Source organism: Peribacillus sp. NPDC097264 (genome assembly GCF_050277925.1).
Lineage (GTDB): Bacteria > Bacillota > Bacilli > Bacillales > DSM-1321 > Peribacillus.
On record NZ_JBNNSR010000001.1, the window covers coordinates 184637 to 206404 of the forward strand.

The window sequence follows — 21768 nt, forward strand, 5'->3', positions numbered from 1 at the left end:
ACGGTACTATACTTTAGGAGTAATAGTCATAACTGACTAATCACTATAAAACTAAAGAGGTGTTACGATGTATCTTGCACTAAAGGAACTCAAGCACGGAAAATTCCGATTCATGATGATAGGTATCATCCTAGTGCTCATATCTTGGCTAGTCTTCATCCTTTCAGGACTTGGCAATGGACTTTCTACATTAAGTGCCGCATCCTTCAAGAATATGGATGCCGATTATGTAGTCTTTGAAGAAGGATCCCGAAACTCGATGACACGGTCCATGTTTAGTGGAGATCTTGCAGATGAACTGAAGGAATTCCCGGAAGTCAAAGCTGTATCTCCCATGGGACATTCAATGGCAACTGTTTTAAAAGGGGATACTGACGCAACGGAGGAAAAAACGGATATCGCCTTGCTTGCGATAGAACCCGGTAGCTTCCTGGAGCCTGAAATCATCGAAGGACATGCTCTATCTAAAGATCGTCCCAAAGATGTTGTCGTAAATGATTCATTCAAGGAAGAAGGCTTTAAGCTTGGCGATACCTTGGAATTGGAAGGAACGACAGAGAAAGTTACGATTGTTGGATTTACAGAAAATCAAACATACAACCATGTGACATCCGTCTTTACAACACTTGATAAGTGGCGGAGCATTCACTATGCGGCTCCTGGTTCCGATAATGGAGTCAATGAACCTGTTAACGCCATTATGCTTCAAGGCAAAGATATTGACGTTGATTCCATAAATAAAGAATTCAAGGGTTATGATATCGTTACTAAATCCCAAGCGGTTCAAGGTATGCCAGGTTACGTGGAAGAAAATGGGACAATCGTTATGATGCTTGTCTTCCTTCTTGCGATTTCAGCTTTCGTCCTAGGTGTATTCTTCTATGTACTAACGCTACAAAAATCCAACCAATTTGGCATCATGAAAGCGATTGGAGCAAGCAATGGGTTCCTTGGTAAAGCGATTGTTTCCCAAGTGTTCCTATTATCACTTATCAGTATAATCGTAGGTATCCTCTTAACATATGGTACGGCACTTATCTTACCAGCAGGCATGCCATTTGAACTGGATACGAAGTTAGTGATTATCTACAGCATAATTTTACTTATCATATCCGTTGTAAGTTCATGGATTTCAGTTCGTAAAATCACGAAAATCGATCCATTGCAAGCTATTGGGAGGGCAGAATAATGACTGGATTACAACTTGAACATGTATCGAAATTTTACGAAGAGGGTGGCCATAAGATAGCGGCCCTTCAAGATGTTTCTTTATCCGTCGAACAAGGGGAATTTGTGGCCGTCATTGGCCCATCCGGTTCTGGTAAAAGTACCTTCCTTTCCATAGCAGGAGCCCTCCTTCAAGCTTCTGCAGGTGCAGTCAGCCTGAATGGTAAGGATCTAGGTGGCCTCAATGCGAAAGAACTGGCCAATGTCCGTTTGAACGATATCGGTTTTATCTTACAAACATCGAACCTCATACCGTATTTAACGGTACTTGACCAATTGCTTGTCGTGAAAAAAATGGCAGGCAAGATCACAAAGCAAGATAAAGCATTTGCTAAAAGTCTACTCACTGACTTAGGTCTAGGAAGTAAAATGAGTAAGTTTCCAAACGAGTTATCAGGTGGAGAACGCCAGCGGACAGCCATCGCCAGAGCCTTCATGAACCAACCCAATATCATACTTGCAGATGAACCAACTGCAAGCCTTGATTCCAAACGAGGACATGAAGTCGTCCAACTTATCGCCAAAGAAGTTAAGTCACGGAAGAAAGCAGCCATCATGGTAACCCATGATGAACGCATGCTACAATATTGCGATAAAGTGTATAAGATGGAAGACGGTCAATTATCACTCGTCTCCAACTGATATATAAAGCCCATCCTTGTATAAGGATGGGCTTTACTAATGGAATAATGTGAGCAGGTCGACTAGCGAAATCCTCTGGGACCTAGCCGGATTTAGTTATCAGAAAATTAAAATAACATGTATAATGAAGGTGTCTTTTTAAAATGAGGAGGATGAAGAATATGGATCATTTAATTCAACAATTCAAAGAGATTCCTACCACGGCCATTTCAGATGCAATGGAGGGCATGAACAACGTAGATTCAGGCATTAAGCCCTTAAAGGAAGGGTATAGGTTTGCCGGCCGGGCATATACGGTTCAATTACCCGTTGGTGATAACTCAGCCGTGTTAAAAGCAATCGGCGAGGCACGTCCAGGGGATATATTGGTGGTCGACAGTAAAGGAGATACATACCGGGCCATTGCTGGTGACTTCGTCATTGGCATGATGAAGACGATGCAAATTGGGGCACTCGTGGTTGATGGAGTGATACGTGATCTCGGTGCTATTAAGGAACTTGATTTCCCTGTATTCAGCAAAGGCACCACCGTTGCCTCAAGTGGAAAATATGGAGTGGGAGAGACCAATTTGCCCATTTCCTGTGGTGGAGTCACCGTAAACCCAGGGGACTTGGTTATTGGGGACATGGATGGAGTAGTCGTCGTCCCTCAGTCAAAAGGTGAGGAAATTTTAAAAAAGGCAAAAGATAAACTACTTAAAGATGAACAGCGTGCCGAAAAATACGCCGGAAATCCCGAAGAAATCAAAAAGTACATTGCCATGATGACTTCAAAGTCTTAACGTACCTACAAAAAAAAGCAGGGTGGGAAGCATTTGCTTCCCACCCTGCTTTCTTTCATTATTATTTCTTATCAGGATCAACCTGGTTTGATTCATCTTCTTTGTACGTATAATCGTAATCTGCTGGATCGATTGGTTCAAAGCCCTTCGGTGAATAGAAACGAAGCAAGTCACCATTCACGACTTTGTCGGATAAATTGAGCATGGTCTCCACTCTCGATTTAGAGTTGAGGATGTCTTCATTTTCCTCGACCAATTCCCCAGTTTTCGAATCATAGTATTTTCCTTTGATAGAAGTAACTTCTGGCGATACGAAGTCTCCATTCCGGAAAGGTACAATTTCATTATGATCTTTTGACAATAGATCTGAACCGAATTGTACATAATCATTGGATTCTATTCCGAGTAAATGAAGCATGGTTGGAAGAAGATCGATTTGACCTCCGTATTGGTGCATTTCCCCACCTTCAACACCTGGAACGTGAATTAATAATGGTACACGTTGTAGCTGTGCATTTTCAAACGTGCCCACTTCTTTATCAAGCACTTTTGACATGGCATCTGTATGGTTTTCCGAGATACCGTAATGATCGCCATACATGATGATGACAGAGTTATCATACAAACCTGATTCCTTCAGATAATCGAAGAATTCTTTAAGGGCTTCGTCAGCATAACGAGCTGTTTGGAAATAACTATCAACTGATGCATCCCCTGTTGTATGTTTTTCGATGGTTGTTTTCTCTTGGTCCATGGCATAAGGGAAATGATGGGATACAGTTATGAACTTTGTATAGAAAGGCTGTTGAAGCGTTTCTAACATAGGGATCGATTCTTTAAAGAAAGGCTTATCCATTAATCCATAACTCAACACTTCATCTTTGTTGTCCATATTGTAATGTGCGGCATCAAAGAAATTATCGAATCCAAGTGACTTATACATCTTATCCCGGTTCCAGAAGGATTTATAGTTACCATGGAACACGGCGGAAGTGTATCCATTTTGTCCTAGGATAGCCGGTGCTGCTTGATACGTATTTTGCGATTGAGTAGTGAATGCTGCTCCCTGTGGTAAACCGAACAATGAATTCTCAAGCATGAATTCAGCATCCGCTGTCTTTCCTTGACCAACCTGATGGAAGAAATTATCAAAGTACATGAAGTCCGACTCGTTATGTGCAAGTGAATTTAGGAAAGGAGTAACCTCTTCTCCATTCAACTTATAGTCGATCAAGAAATTCTGCATTGATTCCAAATGCAAGTAAATAACGTTCTTGCCTTTTGCTTTACCGAAGTATTCCGGATTCGGCTCTGCACTTGTCGCTTTTGTGTAGTTGACGACTTCTGCAATATCCGTGCTGTTGGCCGTTGCACGCTGAGCATACGTTTTAGTGTTTTGAACGGCATCGTATACAGTATAGTTGAACATGCCAAGATACTTAACAATGTAGTTCCGATCAAATGTTCTTGATAATAATTGTGGGCGGTCTTTTTCAGCCAGTCCCAAATTGATAGCGAAAATCACAAGTCCAGTAAGGTAAACCAATGCTATTGTACGACGTTTAACTTTAACGTTTTCCAATTTAACGTCTTTGAATTTATATAGAACCATTAAAAGAACCGTATCTAGGAAATAAAATACGTCATAAGATTTAAATAATGCTAAAACACTCGGTCCCAAATCTCCGGCATTTTGCACTTGCGTCAAGGTTGGTAGTGTAATGAAATCCGTAAAGGAACGGTAATACACGATATTAAAGAATAACCATAAGGACATCAATAGGTTTAACCTGATCACCCATTTGAACGACTTTTTACCCCTCACCAATAATGCCAAGCCGAAAATCAAGATAGCCGAGCTAATTGGGTTAATGAAAAGTAAGAATTGTTGTAATCCATTCTCTAGGCCTAAATTGAATTCCACTCGATAACCAATGTAGGTCTTTATCCAAAACAAGACTATAGCAACAACAAAAAAGCCTAGTATGTTATTTACAAATAAATGCTGGCCTTTTTTCAAGAAATTTTTCATGCTTTCACCTCTATTAAACTAGTGGTATATAGTAAACTTTTACTTTCTTACAGAAGACGGAAATTCGCAAACCTTATGATAGCACTCTTTTGCTTCTATAGTCAAGAATGCACAAAACTTTCAAATGTCACGTGTTTTTTCTCGTCTGTCATTATTCCCCATCTAAAAAAGTTCGAATACCTATACCTTTAAATATATAGGAAGCTCCTGTTACATTCCAATAAATATAACCCATGTTTCCTGGCAATGACGAATGATATTTCCATCCCGTTTTCAAATTCCTAAGCCTTTACCATTATAAACGACTCCTTACGAAAAGACCACAACTTTACAAAATATGTAAATGGAATTTCGGAAGGTCTTGGAAAACACATCATATTATTTTGCCGTCCCTTTACTATAATTCCTTTTTTTCTTGTCCGATCATTCGACATCATTAAATCGACTGCAGTTTTCACCCGATGAAATTCTAAACCCATTCTCCTCCCCCCACTTCGTAACGGTTTGAGATGGCTCATACGATTATGAGCGGGCTAATGTCATCCACAAGATATCTTCTTCTATCGACACCATTCTCCTTCTTTCCTGGTTCTTCAATTTCCCTTAAGACATTCCTTAATATATACGGATTGTCCTCGAAAATGATTCATTCTCCATAAAAAAATAATTTTGTAACCTGCATGAGATTTTTTTCATTTCGATTTATTGTAAGATACACACCATCTTACTCGTTTTCATGAGCACTCCGTGAGGAGCATTATAATAGGAAGAAAAATAATTTTACGCACTCTGTTTCGTTGATCTCTTAAAGGTATGTTTCCACCTCTGCGATTGTGTCAGCCAATAAAAAAATGCCTGTTCTCACATAAAGTGGGAACAGGCATTTCGGGATTCATGAATTACTTAAGGCCTTCAGAGATCTCATTAACCATTTCATTAACGGATTCTAATCCGCCACCTGATAAGTACCAGTAGTTAGGGTCAAGATAAACGATGTGGCCATCTTTATAAGCGTTTGTGTTCTTCACAATGTCATTTTCCACAGTTTCTTTCGCAGCAGTACCATCACCTACTACAGCATCTCTATCGATAACGAAAAGGTAGTCCGGATTTTTTTCAGCAATGTATTCGAAAGAAATGCTTTGACCGTGTGTTGATACTTCTAATTTATCGTCTACAGCAGGAACGCCGAATACATCATGGATGATACCGAATCTTGAGTTAAGACCGTATGCACTTACTTTTCCACCGTTAGCAAGAACGATTAAACCTTTTTTATCAGCAGGAACTTTTTCCTTCAAAGCGTCAATATTTTCTTCAACGCTTGCAAGTTCTTTAGCTGCTTGGTCTTCTTTACCAAAGATTTTACCTAGAAGTGTAACGTTTTCTTCAAATGATTCCATATATTTTGTAGTATCCACACCAACGAATACAGTTGGGGCGATTTCACTTAATTCTTCATATGCTTCTGATTGACGACCTGAGATCAGAATTAGGTCAGGAGCCATTTCGTTGATCTTTTCGAAGTCAGGTTCTTTCAAGCCACCTACATTTTCAGTGTTTTCCTTGTAGTCAGAAAGGTATTTAGGAAGGCCATCTTGAGGAACACCAGCTACCTCTACGTCTAATTTATCAAGAGTATCAAGGGCACCCATATCGAATACGACAACTTTTTCAGGGTTCGTTTTAACTTTTGTTTCACCTAATTGGTGTTTAACGGTGATTTCTTCACTTTTGGCTGTTTCACTTGATGTTGTATCTTTTTTTGTACTTGATTCTTCTTTTTCATCGTTCGATCCACATGCTGCAGCTACGACAGCCAACATTGCCAATAAAAGCAATAAAGATAATTTTTTCATCATTATTTAGTCACCTCGAAAGTTATTTTATATTTGAAATCACCTTAGAAACAAGTAGCCTTCTGTAACCATATCTTCTATAAACCCTTTCAGCCAGCCATATCTTGGGCGCCTGCCAACTGAAACGGCTTGAAAAGTAGTGAGATTGAAGTTTGCCAAAAGCTGAATCCTGGGTGATTTTAAACCAATATGAACGGATTAACTCAAGTAAAGTACACACAAATCTTATTATCATTGATGTTTTGGATTTCAATGTCCATATCATATATTTCTTTTAAGACATTGGAATTGATGACCTGTTCGGTCGGTCCATTATGAACAACCTTTCCATCCTTCAGTGCAACGATGTAATCGGAGTAACAAGAAGCAAAATTAATATCATGGATGACGATGATGACCGTTTTTCCCAATTCATCGGTCAGTCTTCTTAAAACCTTCATGATTTGAACGGAATGCTTCATGTCCAAGTTGTTCAATGGTTCGTCAAGAAGCACATATTCAGTGTTTTGGGCAATGACCATGGCAATGAATGCCCGCTGTTGCTGTCCACCACTAAGTTGGTCTAGAAACTTGTCCTGCATATCGGCAAGTTCCATATATTCAATCGCTTCATCAACATATATCCAATCCTCTTTCGTCAGTTTCCCTTGTGAATAAGGAAAACGGCCAAAAGCGACGAGTTCACGAATGGTTAAACGAATGTTAATGTGGTTGGCCTGCTTTAAAATGGCAATCTTTTTCGCAAGCTCATTGCTTTTGAAACTGTTCATATCTTTTCCATCAATCAGGACGTCCCCTGAATCTTTGGCAATGAGCCGGCTTATCATGGAGAGGACCGTACTTTTTCCTGCACCATTGGGTCCAATGAAAGAAGTGATCTTTCCTTTTTGGATTTTCAAAGAGACATCCTCAACGACCGTTTTATTATTGTACCGTTTGAATAATTTTTTAACTTCTACCATGATTTATTCTCCTTTAATAGAAGATAGATGAAATATACACCGCCGATAAAGTTGATAATGACACTTAATGTAGTCGAGAAGGTAAAGATCCTCTCAACAATGAACTGACCGCCGACCAAGGCGATGACACTGATCAGCATCGCACCCGGAAGGATGATTTTATGCTGATAGGAATTGATGAATTGATACGCGACATTGGCAACCAGCAAACCGAGGAAGGTGATGGGACCGATCAGGGCCGTTGAAATCGAGATGAGTATCGTGACAACGATCAATACTCGTTTGGTGACGTAATCATAATCCACACCCAAGTTGACGGCCTGATCCCTACCAAGGGACATGACATCTAAATATTTCATGAATCTAAAGAAGTAAGCGATAGCCGCGATCATGAGCACAATGGCCAAGATTAAAAGATCTGTATTGACATTATTGAAACTCGCGAACATTTTATTCTGTATGATTTGGAACTCATTCGGGTCAATCAACACCTGCATGAAGGATGACATACTACCGAATAATGTTCCAAAGATGATTCCAATCAGCAGTAGGAAATAAATGTTCCGGTTCTGCTTGAACATGAATTTGAAAAGCAAACTGGCAAAGATGAGCATGATGGCCAACGTTACCAGGAAGTTAAGGTTTTTATTCGTGATCAAGATATGCGTCGAGCCAAGCAAGAAAATGACCGCTGTTTGGATGAGCATATACATGGAATCTAATCCCAAGATGCTTGGTGTCAGTATTTTGTTATTGGTGACCGTCTGGAATATCACTGTAGCAAAGGCTATCGCACACCCCACTACGATGATGGCGATAATTTTCCAGACCCGCCTCGGAAGGGAATAATCCCAATTCGGGCCAAGGTCCCAAAAGATGTAAAAGGCTGTTAAAACGGCGGCAAGAACCGCCAATATTATGATCTTACTCTTATTATTCATATGCCTTTCTCCTCATTATCAAATAGATAAATATGGCGCTTCCTATTACTCCCACCACAAGGCCAATCGGAATCTCGAATGGATAAATGATGATCCGGCCCAAAATATCGCAGATTAATAGGAAAACAGCCCCTAGCAATGCTGTATGAGAAAGACTCTTCTTCAAGTTATCACCAAGGTAAAGGGAAACAATATTAGGTACGATCAATCCGATGAAAGGGATTGTTCCTACCGTTAATAAAACGAGTGTGGAGGCAAGCGCCACGATAACCAATCCAAGATTGACGACAAATTTGTAATTGAGGCCCAGATTGATGGCAAACTCTTCCCCCATCCCTGCCACCGTGAATTTATTGGCAAAGATATATGCGACGATGACTAACGGGATACTAGCATATATCAGTTCATACCTACCCGACATGATCATCGAGAAGTCCCCATTCATCCATGTGTTGAGGCTTTGGATTAAATCATACTTATAGGCAAAGAAAGTTGAAATGGATCCAACGATATTACCAAACATCAATCCGACTAATGGTATGAAAATAGTATCCTTATATTTTACTTGGTCCAATATTTTCATGAATAGAAAAGTACCAGCCAAGGCGAAGATGAAGGCAAATGCCATTTTCTCGATAAGGGCTGCCGATGGGAAGATGATCAGAGCAAGAAGAAGACCTAGTCTTGCTGAATCCATCGTACCGGCAGTTGTAGGTGATACAAATTTGTTTCTGCTCAATTGCTGCATGATAAGACCACTGATGCTCATGACGACACCAGCTATAATAATGGTTACCATTCTAGGAAAACGGCTTTGCAACATAATTTGGACTTTATCATCACTTAAGTCCAGTAAATCCAAGGGCGTAATATCCTTAACACCTATAAATAGAGAAGTAAAGGATAAAACGATTAACATAAGAACTAAATATCTAATCTTCATCTACGTTTCCTACTCTTCCTATCTCAGTAAATATACAGTGATATATGATTGATTTGAAACTATGTATTAAAGCTTGAATGAAAATTCGTTTATTTAAAATGAACAATAGAATGATGTTTGCTACATAAATATGATAATGAGATTCATTATCATTGTTACCTTTTCATTCTACCATGTCTCCGCTATGTGTCAACTTAATAAATCTAATTACTTGGGTATAATAAAATTGTATAGATTACACTTCACAGAGAATTCCTTCATTCTTTAAGACCGTTCGTCCAGCTCTACCTATGCACCCCCCTTCCTACATGATAAAATGGTAATAACATCTATTTACTCTTCAACGAAAGTAGCGATATGATGAAAACCTTTCTAACTAAACTTTTCACAAAAAAAGAACATGTCAAAATAGAATTTTGCCAAAATAATCTTGATCGTTTCCTCAATGAACAAACTTCGGAGGTCTATGGAAAATTCTTAAAGAATCCCCGGATACAGTTCAAAGAATATGAATGTTTAAGTGAATGTGCGCTTTGCAAGAAATCGCCTTACGCCAAGGTTAATGGAGAATTGGTTATTGGGGCCGACCCAGACGACCTTTTAAACCAGTTACAAAACACATTAAAATAATATATGGGCATAAACACTTAGGTTCTATTAATCATTTTTACCATATTGTTAGCTTTGACTACTTTTCTTGTCCACATTATGTTAATTTATGGTAAATGACTTTTCCCAGGAGGACTATCTGTGAAAAAAATTGCACCTACCTTAGTTTCTGTCATCTCTCTTAGCCTTGCCACTGGATTGCCGAGCCATAGCAACGTCGCTCAAGCAGAAGAATTCACTCCTTATTATGGGAGTGGGCCAAGTTATATTCAACCTGATAATCTCTCCTACCTCTTCCCTGTACCTGACACTTCATTCAAGACGCCTGCCTTTCAACAAGATCGACTTGCTTTTACAAGTCAAGAAGAAATGAACACATTCATCGAAGGTCTCACCCATAAAAATAAGCATATTCAAATGAAGACCATTGGTCAATCCACAGAAGGTCGCGATATTCCCATGCTTCTTTTCAGTAAGGACTCAAAAAAACTGCAAAAGAATTCAAAGAAACCATTGATCTGGATTCAGGGACAAATTCATGGCAATGAACCCGCAGCCGGGGAATCCACCTTAGTCATTGCCCAATGGTTAGCAGAAGGGAAGCTTGGCAATGTCCTCGATAAAGTGAATATCGCCATCGTCCCACGCGTGAATCCGGATGGGTCCTATTACTTTAAACGAACGACGGCCACTAACTTGGATGCCAATCGGGACTATTTAAAAGTGGAGCATCCTGAAGTCCAGACAATCCACCGGGCAATAAATGCATACGAACCAGAGGTCATTCTTGACGTACATGAGTACACGGTCAACCCTGCCCCGCTTAAAAAAGTCGGCAAGAATGGCTCAATCGCTTCATATGATTTGCTCATCTCTTCAGCAAAGAATCTAAATATCCCGCAGCAGCTGCGAAAAGCATCCGATGAATTGCTTTTGCCGAAGGTTTTTAAGACATTGGAAAAAGAAAAGCTATCCTATAAGGACTACTATACTCTCGCTACCTCTGAAGATGGGGTGCTGACGGCCACCGAAGGAAGCACGGAGGCACGGATTGGACGTAACGCTTTAGGCTTGAAGAATACGATGTCTTATTTAATAGAAACTCGCGGAATCAATATTGGTCGGACGGATTTCACGCGACGTGTGCATGCACAAGCTACAGCACAGGCTGCCTTCATAAAAGCAACGGCTGATCAGGCAACCAAAGTGAAAAAAGTGGTTCGCCAATCAGAAAGTGAAGTCGTCAAAAAAGGCGCAAAAGCAAATGACAATGATAAGGTTGTCATAAAAAGTGAAAATAAACGAATCAAGAACCAAAAACTAACGGTCATCGATCTGGAAAAAGCCAAAAAGGTGGATACGTCCATCGATTGGTTTGATTCGACCGACGCTTACCCTACACTGGTCAGAAATCGTCCAACGGCTTATATCCTCCCTGCCGAGTACAAAGAGGTAGCAAAAAAACTGGAGCGATTGGGTGTTCAAGTGAATACACTTAAAAAGTCCATCACTATACCGGTTGAAAGCTACAAAGTAACAGATTTGAAAGTTTCCGACGAACTGGAAAATGGACATGCAACGAAAGAAGTGACGACCTCCGTCCATACGAAGAAACAAAGCTTCCCAAAAGGTAGCTATGTATTCAATATGTCCCAGCCTGATGCCAACTTCATTGCCCTAACCCTTGAGCCCGAAGGCATCGACAGTTACGTGACCTTCAATTTCATCCCTGCGGCCAAAGGCGATGAACTTCCGATTTACCGTTACATGAAACAACCACCCTTACCGGTAAAATAGACTGAGAATCCGAAACGAAAACACGCCTGAGCAATAGTGCTCAGGCGTGTTTTCGTTTCTTTTGGAATGGAACAGGGGTGGGTGAATATATTTAAAAGGATGACTAGAAAGGGGGAAAGTCTTTGAGCGAGCATGTATATACGGAAATCAACCGCCTTGTTAACCGGTTAAAGCAAGATCAGTCTTCGGATGGATCGTGGAATTATCCGTTTGACACCGGGATTACGGCGGATGCCTATATGATTATCTTACTGAAAATACTGCAAATAGAGGACGAACCGCTTATAGAGGCATTGGTGAACAGGATTGAAAGCAGACAGACGGAAAATGGTTCGTGGAAACTCTTCCATGATGAAAAAGACGGAAACCTATCCGTTACCATCGAGGCTTACTATGGGCTTCTCTATAGTGGCCTCCGGAAAAAACAAGATTCCCATATCAAAAAGGCGAAGCAATTCATCCTTGCCCATGGCGGAATCAAAAAGGCCAAAATGTTAACTAAAATGATGCTGACCGTCACCGGCCAATACAAATGGCCCCTCATCTTCCCGTTGCCTCTAGAAGTTATATTATTGCCGCCCGTCTCTCCCGTTAATATGTATGACCTCTCCGTATTCGGACGGGTCAACATGATTCCGCTACTTCTTCTAGGTCATAAAAAATTCCAGATCAAATCTCCCATCACTCCTAATCTAAAAGATTTATATCACACCCGGGAGGAACGATCAAAGGAACACGTATGGGAAGAATATCGAACTGATGAGTACCGGTCCTTCTTCTCTACCGTACAGAATGCCGTTAAGTCCTTGATTGGATTTCCCGATTACCTTCATTCGCTAGCCCTTGAAACAACAAAGCGCTTTATGATTGACCGCCTTGAGCCTGATGGAACGCTCTATAATTATTTTGGTTCCACCTTCTTCATGATTTTTGCCTTGCTATCAGTCGGCTATTCAAAAGATGACCCCGTCATCCTGAAAGCTGTTGAAGGCTTGAAGGGCATGGCCTGTTCAATCGATGGCCATACCCATATCCAGTTCACTACGCCTCATGTATGGAATACCTCATTGATTAGCTATGCTTTACAGGAAGCTGGCGTGCCTTCAAAAGACCAAATGGTGAAGACTGCTAATCAATATTTGCTTAGCCGTCAGCATCATATCTTTGGCGATTGGCGGATCCATAACCCAAAAGCTGTTCCTGGCGGTTGGGGATTTTCCGATTTGAATACCATGAACCCCGATGTCGATGATACGAGTGCCTCCTTGCGCGCATTGGCATATGAATTAAAGCACAATCCAACGAATCAGGACAGCTGGCAACGCGGAGTCGCGTTCATGATTTCCATGCAAAATGATGATGGGGGATTCCCTTCATTCGAACGGAATAATGATCATCAATGGCTCCACCTTGTTCCTTTCGAAGGATCGAAATACCTGTTAACGGACCCCTCCACCCCCGATCTAACAGGGAGGGCACTCGAATTCTTAGGTAACTATACAAATATGAAGAAACCTGAAAAAGTCAGCAAAAAAGCCGTCAATTGGCTCTTGGATAATCAAGAACCGGATGGATCATGGTATGGACGCTGGGGAATTTGCTACCTTTATGGGACTTGGTCTGCTTTGACAGGATTAAAAGCAGCCGGACATTCTTCAGACCACCCAGCCATCAAGCAATCTGTGGGCTGGTTAAAGAAAATCCAAAATAAAGATGGCGGTTGGGGGGAATCTTGCTATAGCGATATAAAAGAAAAATATGTTCCACTCGGTACCAGTACTCTGACCCATACGGCCTGGGCAGTGGACGCCCTGATATCCACTTCAGAAGAGCCAACACCTGAAATCAAGAAGGGAATAACCTATCTCATTCGCGAAGGGTCAAAAGAGTGCTGGACTAATGAGTATCCAGCAGGCCAGGCAATGGCCAACTTTTTGTATATTCATTATCACAGTTATCGTTATATTTATCCCTTATTAACATTAAGTCACTACAAAAATAAGTTCATGAATGAATTAAAGACTGGTTATCCACCATTCAATTAAGGGATGGTGTTAGGATGTGGATGAATTGTGGAAAACAATCCTGGATACCGGTTAAGTTATCCACATTCCTTGGTTATCCACATCAAATAACGACGGATATTTTTCAAAACAAGGGACTTATCCACAATTTTCAATATTTGTATCACATTTCAAGAATTTATAGGATAAAAATTGTGCACATCCCCATCTAATATTAGCCCACCCTGTACGTTTTGTGGATAGATTGGGGATGACTCTTTCATTGGATACCTTTCAAAGGTTAAAAATGGGGAAACCCATGCCCTTTTACCTTACCGCGCAACACCCATATGAGTAGTCATTAATATGCTGGTAGCGGAGGTGAAAAAATGGCTATCTCGATTAGCCTTTGCATGATAGTAAAGAATGAAGAAGACACGCTTGCTGCCTGTCTTACTTCCGTAGGTGAAGTGGCAGATGAAATAATCATCATCGATACAGGGTCTGCAGACCAGACGAAACAAATCGCTACCACTTTCACAGATCATGTGTATGATTTTGAATGGATTGATGATTTTGCCGCAGCGAGGAATTTTGCTTTTTCGAAAGCGACAAAGGACTATATTCTATGGCTCGACGCAGATGACATTTTAACAATGGAAAATAAGCAAAAGTTATTAACGCTCAAAGAAACGCTTCCTAGTTATGTTGACTCCGTCATGATGTTCTATCATCTCTCATTTGATGAGCATGGCAATCCTAGCTTCAGCTCGCGTCGAAACCGGCTCGTAAAACGAGAAAAGAACTTCCGGTGGATTGGATTCGTTCATGAATACCTCGATGTGAAGGGGAATATTTTTCAATCGGATATTGCGATTGTTCATAAAAAGGAAAAAGTCCATAGCGACCGGAATTGGAAGATCTATGAAAAAGCACTCGAAGCAGGCCATCCTTTCACACCACGTGACAAATATTATTTTGCAAATGAGTGCAAGGACCACGGCCACTACGAAAGAGCCATTGAATGGTATCAAAAGTTCCTCGATGAGGGCAAGGGCTGGAGCGAGGATAATATTCAAGCATGTGGAAAGATTTCCGATTGCCTTCTCCAGACCAAAGATTGGCTTCCAGCCATCCAAAGTTGCTTAAAATCGTTTGAATACGATACCCCAAGAGGAGAAAACTGCTGCCGGCTCGGCTCTATTTATCTGCAGCAAAATGATTATGAACGCGCCATATTCTGGTACAATTTGGCGACACAAGTTGCCATTCCAGAAAATAAAAGCCCCTTCATTGACCGAAGTTGCTATACATGGCTGCCTCATATCCAGCTCTGCTTGTGCTATGACCGTCTTGGAAAGTACGATGAAGCTAACAAGCATAATGAGTTAGCATCTGAATTCGTGCCTAATCACCCTGCCGTGCTCTATAATCGGAAATACTTCCAAGACATGAACGAGACATGAAAACACCCCCGTTTATCTTAAACGGGGGTGAACCTATCTCAGTCATTAAGCTAATAGGTGCTTCTTCTTGTTGAAAGGCAGCCCGGTCTTTTAATCGTCCAAATCCACTTTTAACACTTTGCCTGTATTCGCATCAACTTCTAGATCGTATTCCTTCTGGTCTTGCTTGATTTCCAATTCATAAACAAGGATGCCATTTTCCATATCCGCTTCTAGATCCGTTATTTGACCCTCCACCTGTTTCAGGGCGATCTTTTCAGCTTCTTCCATGCTGACTTTTGCCGTTTTCAAAGCTTCCTGGATCAATGCGTCCTCATCCTGATCATCGTCCATCTCTTGAGATAGGACCGTCCCCTCTTTCGCATCGACTTCCACGTCCTGATAACCTTCTTCCGTTTTAACGGTCATGTCATACGTGATCGGATATTCGTCCCACTCTTTTTCGACTTGGACAACCTCGCCACCAAGTTCTCCAGATATCATGTTGATAGCATCCTTTTCAGATAACGTTCCCTGGTTGACCGCATACACTGCCGTTCCTGCAACACCACCGAATAGTAAAACCGCTGCCCCTGATATCGTTATGATCGCTTTTTTCCTTTTGTTGATATTTTCTTTTATTTTGCTCCATGTCTTTTTCATGAATGAATTCCTCCTTTAAGTTGTACCTTAAGAATAACCATTCTCTATGAGGCCAACATGAATGCTAGATTAGAATTTGATGAGAAAGACTAATCGTGACGGTTGTACCCGTTCCCTTTTCACTTTGAATCTCCAATCTTCCACCAAGAGACTCAACCAGGGAGCGAGCAATCGATAGACCGAGGCCATTCCCCCCCGTTTTCCTTGCCCGTGAGGAATCTACCCGGTAAAAACGCTCGAACACGTGCGGCAGATGCTCTTCAGAAATGCCTACACCCTGATCCTGTACCTCTATCCACAGTCTTCCGTCCTTCATATGAATGAAAATGTGAATCGCTGAATCACTATATTTCATCGCATTGTCCAATAAGATTATAAGAATCTGTTCGAGCTTACTTGAAACCGTCTCCGTATGGATGGAAGAAAGCTCTGAACTGACAGTCACTTCCCGTTCCGTAGTCCGTCTGAACGTTTGGGCAATTTGCTCACAAAATGAAATCAGTTCGATCTCTTCCTTCATATCGGAAGACGTTTCCGTTTGAGAAGCTGCCTTCAGTAGATGTCCCGTCAGCTGCTTCATCCTGAGCGCTTCATGATGAATCGCCTCAACTCCCTCTTCTAGAATCGCCTCATCCTTCATGCCCCAACGTTTTAATAAGGAAGCGTAGCTTTCTATCACGGTTATCGGCGTTTTCAGTTCATGCGAGGCATCCGAAAGAAATTGCTGTTGCTGATTAAAGTTCCGTTCAAGTCTTCCAATCATCCTGTTAAACGCAACCCCCATTACCTGAAGTTCATCCTTTGATTTCTCCGGCAATGGGATCTCTTTGAATTCTCCGCTTTCCTCAATATCCAACATGGTCCGGCTCATGATGGAAATCGGTTTTAGGATAAGGTTTGCCAACCACTTCCCGGCGATAACCGATAAGAGAATGACAAATAAGGATGAACCAACGAGCACAAGCGCCAGCATGGATAACTGTTCAAGGAGGGCATCCTGTATTTGGGTGACCTCTATCATCCCCGACGGAGCGCCTTCCTCCGGATAGGGCGATCGGTAAGTCAATACGTATTCACCATCCACTTTTGCGAAGTTATACCCCTTATCGTCAAATGATTTCACCGCTAGCTCCTCAAGTCCATCTTCATCAACAAAGCGATTTACCAAGGAACCGTTCGAATTGAAAATCCGCACCATCCCATCGTCCGGCGTATAGGGCTCAATCGCCTTTGAATCTCCGGAAAAGAGAGCTCCCACCTTTACGTTTTCTTCTAGTAGCTTTGCCTGATTTTCGAGTATATCCTGTTCCCGCTCGATAGAAATCCAAAGAAAAGCAACGAGGACGAAGACACTTAACAAGACCAGCATGATGGTCAAAAACAAACTCGAGTACCATTGGATTTTTGTCCGGATCTTCATAGCGGCTCCTTCAGGCTATACCCCACACCGCGATAAGTATGAATGAGAGGCACATCATAAGGATAGTCGATTTTTTTACGCAAATACCGGATATACACATCCACCACATTCGTATCTCCAGAAAAATCATATCCCCATACATGGGAGATGATCTGATCTCGTGACAGAACCTGATTTTTATTTTGCAAAAGATAGACCAGCAAATCAAATTCACGGGAAGTCAGCTCAATCCGCTTACCGGCACGTAGGATATCTCTTGTGCCCAGTTCCAATTGTAAATCGTGAATCGTTAGACTATCCTCTTTTACATCTTTAATGCCGCCGCCAGTTTGGCTCCTAAAGCACGCACGGATCCTGGCCAGCAATTCCTCTATTTCAAAAGGCTTGGTTACATAATCATTCGCTCCATGATCAAGCCCATTCACCTTATCCGGTACCGCATCCCTTGCCGTCAGAAGGATGACCGGCGTATGAACATTCTTTTTCCTGAATCGTCTTAATACTTCGATCCCATTTAACTCAGGGAGCATCACATCCAGTAAAATCAAATCCCAGTCTTGCGCTTCCGCCCTCTCGAGTCCTGTTTTTCCGGTAAAAGCCGATTCGGTTTGATACCCTTCATGGTTGAGCTCCAACGTCAGCACCCTTGCGATTTTCTCTTCATCTTCTATGATCAAAATTCGTTTATCCATCATTCAACACCGCCTAAATCTTAGTGTACTGAAGAAATATGAAAATATCATGAGAAATGGACGATTCCCATTGAAAAGATTAAAAAGAAAACAGCCATCTTTCTAGAAGAGGGCTGCTTTCATATTGAAACAAGAGGTTTGGGAATCGAGATGAATTATTTACCCGTCCAATTCTGACTGATAAATTCGTCACGGCCAGATTTCTCACGGTCCTCTTTATAATGTTTTTCGTTTTTCTTGTGATAATCCTGATGATATTCCTCAGCAGGATAAAAAGTTTGGGCCGGAAGGATTTCCGTAACGATCGGTTTCTTGAATTTTCCGCTTGCACTTAGTCGCTCTTTGGATTCAAGAGCTAATTGGTGCTGTGTCTCATTATGATAGAAAATGGCCGTCCGATATTGGCTTCCTCTGTCATGGAATTGTCCTCCATCATCGGTTGGGTCAATTTGCTGCCAATATAATTCAAGCAATCTCTCATAAGCAAAAACTTGAGGGTCGAACGTAATTTCAACAACTTCATAATGCCCCGTCGTCCCCGTTTTCAACTCCTCATAGGTAGGGTTTTCAACCTGTCCACCTGAATAACCAGAGATGATGCCTTCTATGCCTGGCAGTTCATCGAATGGTGTAACCATGCACCAAAAACAACCACCAGCAAATATTGCCTTTTCCATACCAATCGTCCCCCTTTACTCATCTAATGTAATAAAAACCAATATACCATAACCATTTGTTTTATGTAGTGGTTGCTGATTTCATAAGAAATAGGATAAGCCATATGGCCCATCCTATTTAATCTTTAGACCAGCCTTTTTCCTTGAACCGAACAATCGCTTCCACACGATTACTGACATCGAGTTTATCGAGAATGACCGAAATATAGTTCCGGACCGTCCCATTGGTAAGAAAAAGCTGGTTGGCAATTTCCTTTGTATTCTTTCCGTCCGCTATCAGCCCAAGCACTTGCGTTTCTCGTTCAGTCAATGGGTTCTCTTCTTCAAAGGCCATATCCACAAGCTCTGGGGCGTAGATGCGCCTTCCATCCATGATGACACGGATGGAATTGGCCAGTTCTTCACTTGGACTATCTTTAAGTAAATAGCCGCCCACTTCAGCTTTTCTGGCTCTTTCAAAATAACCGGGACGGGCAAATGTCGTCAAAATGATGACCTTACATTGGATTCCTTTATTCTTAATCTCTTCCGCAACATCCAGTCCGGTTTTCACTGGCATCTCTATATCCGTGACACAGATATCTGGTTGCAATCGATTTATGAGATTCATGGCTTCTTCTCCATCGCTGGCCTTTCCGACAACCTCCATATCCTCTTCCAAGTCGAGGATGGACCCAAGCGCTCCGAGTAACATCCGCTGGTCTTCAGCGATCACGATTCGAATCAAATTAATCCCACCTATTCATTTTTAATTGCATTCGGAACCTTTATATAAACGATGGTCCCGTTGTTTGATTCTATGTCCAGGCTTCCATTCACAAACTCCAGCCTTTCTTTCATACCTTGAAGTCCATTTCCTTTATAGAAATCCGAAGTTTGAGTAAGACCCACCCCATTATCTTCGACTTTAATCATTACGCCCGTCTTCAATTCTTCAATGGAAATTTTACATAGCGTGGCCTTACTATGCTTAACGATATTGGTCACGGCTTCTTTTATGCACATGCTCAAAACCGTTTCGACAAATAAGGGTGTTGCTCGTAAATCCGTAGAACCATCCAACTCAAAGCCTATTTGGGCAGCTTTCAAAATCTGCTTGACCCGAATGACTTCGTCGCTAAGCTTAGCCCCACGCATTTCCGACACCATTTCCCTCACTTCTTTTAACGCTGTCCTCGCCGTTTGACGTATATCCTTGATCTCTTTCTTAGCCGACTCAGGATTCAAATCAATCAACTTTCCAGCAAGGTCACTTTTCAATCCGATCAGTGAAAGCTTCTGCCCCAATGTATCATGCAAATCACGCGCGATACGCTGACGTTCCTCCATCTTCCCGAGTTCCGAAATTTGCTTATGGGCATCTTCGAGCTGTTCTTCTAGCTTATCCCGCTTATTTCGATTATACGTATTGAACGGGAGTAGAATCACACCCACTATACAAATGAGCATAAAGGGAAACTGTGAAAAGAATATGGGGTCTTTCATGATGAACCCAATATTGACGGACACGATGGTAGCCAATAGTTGAACCGAATATAAGACAAAAAAGCCTACCTTATTTTGAACATTGCCTACGAAGAACGCTAGAAAAAGAGAAAAGTAAATAAAACCGAAAAAGATGGTCATCGATATGGAAATGGCAATTTGTATCCCTGTCCAAACATATACGGCCCATCCCTTGGAGGCGAACGAAAATCCGTAGGAGATGAAAAATAAAATGATCATAATTATACCGAAGATGATTTCGGACATCGAGGATGATCTAAAAATGAAGTAAAAAGGAAGAATACAGAAAATGATCCAGACATACGGGCTTAATCCAGTATTCTTCGGAAAAATATGATACCAACTTTGCATAGCGTCCCTCTGTTCCTTTTCCTTCTAGTATATACTACGAAGTTTTGTCAAAAAACCATTCAATCGAAACTGAATGGTTTTTTGACGGGATATTTATTTTTCTTGTAAACTTGGTCGTTTAGAAGTCATTTCAACTTTAGTTTTCGTTGCATTCAAACGTTCCTTAATTTCTTTAAAGCTTACAAACGTTTTATTTTCTCCATCATATAAGCGGAAACGGAGAGATTTCAAACTTGAGCCGAGCGTGATCGTCGTAGCCTGTTGTAAGGGCAGCGTCGAATCATGGACTTTCTCCAGATTATAGTTCGGCACTCTAGGGCTTAAATGATGCACATGATGGAAACCGATGTTACCCGTTACCCATTGTAAAACCTTTGGAAGCTTATAATAAGAGCTTCCATCTATAGCTGCCTTCACATAATCCCAATCAGATTCTTCTTCAAAATAAGAATCTTCGAACTGATGTTGAACATAGAACAACCAGATGCCCAGTGAACCCGATACAAAAAGGATCGGTAATTGAATCATAAGGAATGCCTGCCAACCGATTGCCAAACATAATAGGCCGTATATCAACACGATAGCCGCGTTTGTAAGATACGTATTCATCCGTTCTTTTTTTCTTGCTCCCTTAACATTCAAACGATTGGTCACGAGGAATAGATAAAAAGGTCCTAATCCAAACATGACAATCGGATTCCGGTATAAACGGTAAGCAAGACGTCCCCAGAATGAAGCCGCAACATACTCATCAACCGTCATGACCCAAATGTCGCCTGTGCCACGTTTGTTCAGATTACTACTTGTTGCATGGTGAATCGAGTGACTGTGCTTCCATTGTTCATAAGGAAATAAAGTGACAATCCCACTAATCGTACCTAGGATATTATTCGCTTTCTTGCTTTTGAAAAAAGAGGAATGACAGCAATCATGGAAAATGATGAAAATCCTGATGACGAACCCTGAAGAAAGAATGGCGAATGCCAGTGTCAGCCAATAGGAAATGCTCAAACTCTGGTAAGCCAAGAACCAGAGTAGAAAAAATGGTGGAAATGTATTGATGATCTGCTTCACGCTTGATTTCGTATTCGACTTTTCAAAAGGCGCAACTTCTTTTCTTAACTGCTTTTGATCGTGTTTACTCATAGTTTCCTCCTTAAAATGTAAAAAATATGGAGTGTTTCAATAACGTCTATTCAATGGCATGAATCAACTTC

Annotated in this window: 19 protein-coding genes; 7 read left to right on the plus strand and 12 right to left on the minus strand. The window is 41.3% G+C overall.

Features of this window, described 5'->3' with window-relative positions; translation table 11 throughout:
• The first annotated feature begins 67 nt into the window (after nt 1-67).
• The 3 genes from ACQKL0_RS00970 to ACQKL0_RS00980 all read left to right on the plus strand — a co-directional run bounded on the left by ACQKL0_RS00970 (nt 68) and on the right by ACQKL0_RS00980 (nt 2651).
• Nucleotides 68-1189 carry an ABC transporter permease gene (locus ACQKL0_RS00970; protein WP_402870875.1) on the plus strand — a complete coding sequence of 374 codons (1122 nt, stop codon included), beginning with the start codon at nt 68-70 and terminating at the stop codon, nt 1187-1189.
• Nucleotides 1189-1869, plus strand: coding sequence for an ABC transporter ATP-binding protein (locus tag ACQKL0_RS00975; protein WP_402870872.1), 681 nt, complete (start codon nt 1189-1191; stop codon nt 1867-1869). The genes ACQKL0_RS00970 and ACQKL0_RS00975 overlap by 1 nt, the downstream gene beginning before the upstream one ends.
• Before the next feature lie 161 nt (nt 1870-2030).
• Nucleotides 2031-2651 carry an RraA family protein gene (locus tag ACQKL0_RS00980; RefSeq protein WP_402870869.1) on the plus strand — a complete coding sequence of 207 codons (621 nt, stop codon included), beginning with the start codon at nt 2031-2033 and terminating at the stop codon, nt 2649-2651.
• A gap of 61 nt (nt 2652-2712) precedes the next feature.
• On the opposite strand, the gene ACQKL0_RS00985 is transcribed toward ACQKL0_RS00980, so the two are convergent.
• The 5 genes from ACQKL0_RS00985 to ACQKL0_RS01005 all read right to left on the minus strand — a co-directional run bounded on the left by ACQKL0_RS00985 (nt 2713) and on the right by ACQKL0_RS01005 (nt 9388).
• The gene (locus tag ACQKL0_RS00985) at nt 2713-4683 is read right to left on the minus strand and encodes an LTA synthase family protein (protein ID WP_407406285.1); all 1971 of its coding nucleotides are present in this window, start codon (nt 4681-4683) and stop codon (nt 2713-2715) included.
• Nucleotides 4684-5582: 899 nt separating this feature from the next.
• Entirely contained in the window at nt 5583-6542 is a 960-nt protein-coding gene (locus ACQKL0_RS00990) for a siderophore ABC transporter substrate-binding protein (RefSeq protein WP_427686035.1), read from the minus strand.
• 203 nt (nt 6543-6745) lie between these two features.
• Nucleotides 6746-7504, minus strand: a complete 759-nt coding sequence (locus ACQKL0_RS00995; protein ID WP_427685749.1) for an ABC transporter ATP-binding protein — start codon at nt 7502-7504, stop codon at nt 6746-6748.
• Nucleotides 7498-8445: an iron chelate uptake ABC transporter family permease subunit gene (locus ACQKL0_RS01000; RefSeq protein WP_402870861.1), complete on the minus strand. Its 948-nt coding sequence runs from the start codon at nt 8443-8445 to the stop codon at nt 7498-7500. The genes ACQKL0_RS00995 and ACQKL0_RS01000 overlap by 7 nt, the downstream gene beginning before the upstream one ends.
• On the minus strand, nt 8438-9388 hold the full coding sequence (locus tag ACQKL0_RS01005) for an ABC transporter permease (RefSeq protein ID WP_427685751.1): 951 nt from the start codon (nt 9386-9388) through the stop codon (nt 8438-8440). The genes ACQKL0_RS01000 and ACQKL0_RS01005 overlap by 8 nt, the downstream gene beginning before the upstream one ends.
• A gap of 360 nt (nt 9389-9748) precedes the next feature.
• Here ACQKL0_RS01005 and ACQKL0_RS01010 point away from each other — a divergent pair, with 360 nt between their 5' ends.
• From ACQKL0_RS01010 to ACQKL0_RS01025, 4 genes are all read left to right on the plus strand, one after another.
• Nucleotides 9749-10018, plus strand: a complete 270-nt coding sequence (locus ACQKL0_RS01010; RefSeq protein WP_427685753.1) for a DUF1450 domain-containing protein — start codon at nt 9749-9751, stop codon at nt 10016-10018.
• A gap of 120 nt (nt 10019-10138) precedes the next feature.
• Nucleotides 10139-11794, plus strand: coding sequence for a M14 family metallopeptidase (locus ACQKL0_RS01015; protein WP_427685755.1), 1656 nt, complete (start codon nt 10139-10141; stop codon nt 11792-11794).
• 122 nt (nt 11795-11916) lie between these two features.
• Nucleotides 11917-13839, plus strand: coding sequence for a squalene--hopene cyclase (shc, locus tag ACQKL0_RS01020; RefSeq protein WP_427685757.1), 1923 nt, complete (start codon nt 11917-11919; stop codon nt 13837-13839).
• A 347-nt stretch (nt 13840-14186) separates the two neighbouring features.
• Complete coding sequence (locus tag ACQKL0_RS01025; RefSeq protein WP_427685759.1) at nt 14187-15263, plus strand: tetratricopeptide repeat-containing glycosyltransferase family 2 protein; 1077 nt, start codon at nt 14187-14189, stop codon at nt 15261-15263.
• A 90-nt stretch (nt 15264-15353) separates the two neighbouring features.
• Here ACQKL0_RS01025 and ACQKL0_RS01030 read toward each other — a convergent pair whose 3' ends face one another.
• The 7 genes from ACQKL0_RS01030 to ACQKL0_RS01060 all read right to left on the minus strand — a co-directional run bounded on the left by ACQKL0_RS01030 (nt 15354) and on the right by ACQKL0_RS01060 (nt 21697).
• Complete coding sequence (locus ACQKL0_RS01030) at nt 15354-15905, minus strand: PepSY domain-containing protein (protein WP_427685761.1); 552 nt, start codon at nt 15903-15905, stop codon at nt 15354-15356.
• A gap of 64 nt (nt 15906-15969) precedes the next feature.
• Nucleotides 15970-17325, minus strand: coding sequence for a sensor histidine kinase (locus ACQKL0_RS01035; protein ID WP_427685763.1), 1356 nt, complete (start codon nt 17323-17325; stop codon nt 15970-15972).
• Nucleotides 17322-18017 carry a response regulator transcription factor gene (locus ACQKL0_RS01040; RefSeq protein WP_402954447.1) on the minus strand — a complete coding sequence of 232 codons (696 nt, stop codon included), beginning with the start codon at nt 18015-18017 and terminating at the stop codon, nt 17322-17324. Before ACQKL0_RS01040 ends, ACQKL0_RS01035 begins: the two co-directional genes overlap by 4 nt.
• Before the next feature lie 155 nt (nt 18018-18172).
• Nucleotides 18173-18694 (minus strand): peptide-methionine (S)-S-oxide reductase MsrA, encoded by a 522-nt coding sequence (gene msrA, locus ACQKL0_RS01045; RefSeq protein ID WP_402870838.1) that lies wholly within the window; start codon nt 18692-18694, stop codon nt 18173-18175.
• A 118-nt stretch (nt 18695-18812) separates the two neighbouring features.
• On the minus strand, nt 18813-19421 hold the full coding sequence (locus ACQKL0_RS01050) for a response regulator (RefSeq protein WP_402870835.1): 609 nt from the start codon (nt 19419-19421) through the stop codon (nt 18813-18815).
• A gap of 11 nt (nt 19422-19432) precedes the next feature.
• Nucleotides 19433-20551: a sensor histidine kinase gene (locus ACQKL0_RS01055; protein WP_402954453.1), complete on the minus strand. Its 1119-nt coding sequence runs from the start codon at nt 20549-20551 to the stop codon at nt 19433-19435.
• A gap of 93 nt (nt 20552-20644) precedes the next feature.
• A complete protein-coding gene (locus ACQKL0_RS01060; protein ID WP_402870829.1) occupies nt 20645-21697 on the minus strand; it encodes a fatty acid desaturase in 1053 nt (350 codons plus the stop codon).
• Nucleotides 21698-21768 lie beyond the last annotated feature (71 nt).